Annotated in this window: 2 protein-coding genes; both read left to right on the plus strand. The window is 73.0% G+C overall.

Features of this window, described 5'->3' with window-relative positions; genetic code table 11:
- A partial coding sequence (locus IE249_RS38365) for a DUF6537 domain-containing protein (RefSeq protein ID WP_229859188.1) occupies window positions 1-1307 on the plus strand: 1307 nt, incomplete at its 5' end.
- A 120-nt stretch (window positions 1308-1427) separates the two neighbouring features.
- Window positions 1428-2064: LysR family transcriptional regulator (locus IE249_RS24370; protein ID WP_229859189.1), on the plus strand; the 637-nt coding region annotated here is incomplete at its 3' end.

Genomic DNA, 2064 nt, shown 5'->3' on the forward strand with positions numbered 1-2064 from the left:
TGCTGGCGACCGCCGCCGTCATCGACGGCCACCAGGTGCGCGGCCTGGACCAGACCGGCCTCGCCCAGAAGGGCGGCGCGGTCGTCTCCGACCTCAGGATCACCTCGGGCGCCGTCGAACAGGGCGCCAGGATCGCCGGACAGGACTGCGACCTCTACCTCGCCTGCGACCCGCTCGTCGCCACCGACCCCAATTACCTCCGTGTCGCCTCCCCGGACCGCACCGTCGCCGTCATGAGCACGACGGAGATTCCCACCGGGCAGATGGTGGTCCACACCCAGGTCGGCTTCCCGGCCCCCGGCGCCGTACGCAGCGCCGTCGACGGCGCGGTGCGCCAGCTCGTCGCCCTGGACACCGGCGCCCTGGCCACCGAACTCTTCGACGACGAGCAGTACGCCAACATGCTGCTGGTCGGCGCCGCCTACCAGACCGGCCTGCTGCCCATGCCCGCATCGGCCGTCGAGGAGGCCATCACCCTCAACGCGGTCGCCGTCGAACGCAACATCCAGGCCTTCCGCCGAGGCCGCCAGGCCGTCGCCGACCCGGACGCCCTGCGCGCCGCGACGACCGGCCCCGAGCCCCGGGAGGCCGCGAAGACGCCCCCGCCCGCAGGCACCGACGAACTCGTCGCCCGCGTCACCGGCGACACCGGCGGCGAACTGCACCGCCTCCTCACGGTGCGCGTCGCCGACCTCATCGGCTACCAGGACCTGCGCTACGCCAGTGACTACGCCGACTTCGTCGCCACGGTGGCGCGGGCCGAGCGCGCCGCCGCCGGCGAGGACTCGACCGAGCTGACCGAGGCCGTCGCGCGCTACCTGCACAAGCTCATGGCGTACAAGGACGAGTACGAAGTGGCGCGGCTCGCCCTCGACCCGGCCGTCGACGAGGAGATCACGGCGGCCTTCGGCAGCGGAAGCAGGCGCTCCTACCTCTTGCACCCGCCCGTCCTGCGCGCCGCGGGCATGGACAGGAAGATCGCCCTGGGGACCTGGGCCCGCCCGGCCTTCCGGGTGCTGCGGGCGCTGCGGCGCGTGCGGGGGACCCGCCTGGACCTCTTCGGGCTGCATCCCGTACGCCGCCTGGAGCGTGAACTCGTCGACGAGTACCGAGAGTCGGTCGGCGACGCGCTCGCGCTGCTGACGGCGGAGAACCTGCCCGTGGTCCGCCGCCTCGCCGAACTGCCCGACGCCGTCCGCGGATACGAGGACGTGAAGCTGGCCTCCGTGGAGCACTACCGGGCCGAGAAGGCGCGCGTGACCGCCGAACTGCGCGAGAGCACCGCCCTGGTCCCCGCGGAGAGCTGACCGCGACCGCAAGGCCGGCCGGAACCGTTACCGGGTCGGTGGGGGCGGGACGGACACCGGTGCGGGGGATGCGCACGGCAGCCCCCGCCCGCACCCCAACTTCTGCTTATGATTCGACGCGTGTTCGATTCGCGGCACATCAAGACCTTCCACGCGGTGGTCAGCGCCGGCACCTACTCGGGGGCCGCCTCGGCCCTCGGCTACACGCAGCCGGCGGTGACCCAGCAGATGAAGGCCCTCGAACGCGCGGTGGGCAGCCCGCTGTTCGTCCGGGCCGGCCGGCGCATGCGGCTCACCGAGGCCGGTGAGACGCTCGCCCGGCACGCCGAGGCCATCCTCGGCAGCCTGTCCGTGGCCGAGGAACAGGTCACCGCGATCACCAGGCTGCGGGCCGGCCGGGTCAGGGTCTGCGGCTTCCCCAGCGCCAACGCCACCCTCGTACCCGAGGCCCTGGCCCAACTGGCCGCCGGCCACCCCGGGATACGGGTGAGCCTGCTCGACGACGAACCCCCCGATTCTCTCCAGCGCCTCGCGCGCGGCGAATGCGACATCACCCTGGCCTTCACCTACCCCGGGCTCCCGGAGACGCTGCCGGCCGACGTGGTGGAGATCCCGCTCCTGGAGGACCAGCTCACCGTGCTGATGCCGGTCGGCCATCCACAGGCCAGGCGGCGCACGGTACGCCTCGCCGACTTCACCGAGGAACGCTGGATAGCCGGCTGCACCCGCTGCCGCACCCACTTCCTGCACGAGTGCG

The organism is Streptomyces anandii JCM 4720, from assembly GCF_014650655.1.
Taxonomy (GTDB): Bacteria; Actinomycetota; Actinomycetes; order Streptomycetales; family Streptomycetaceae; genus Streptomyces; species Streptomyces anandii.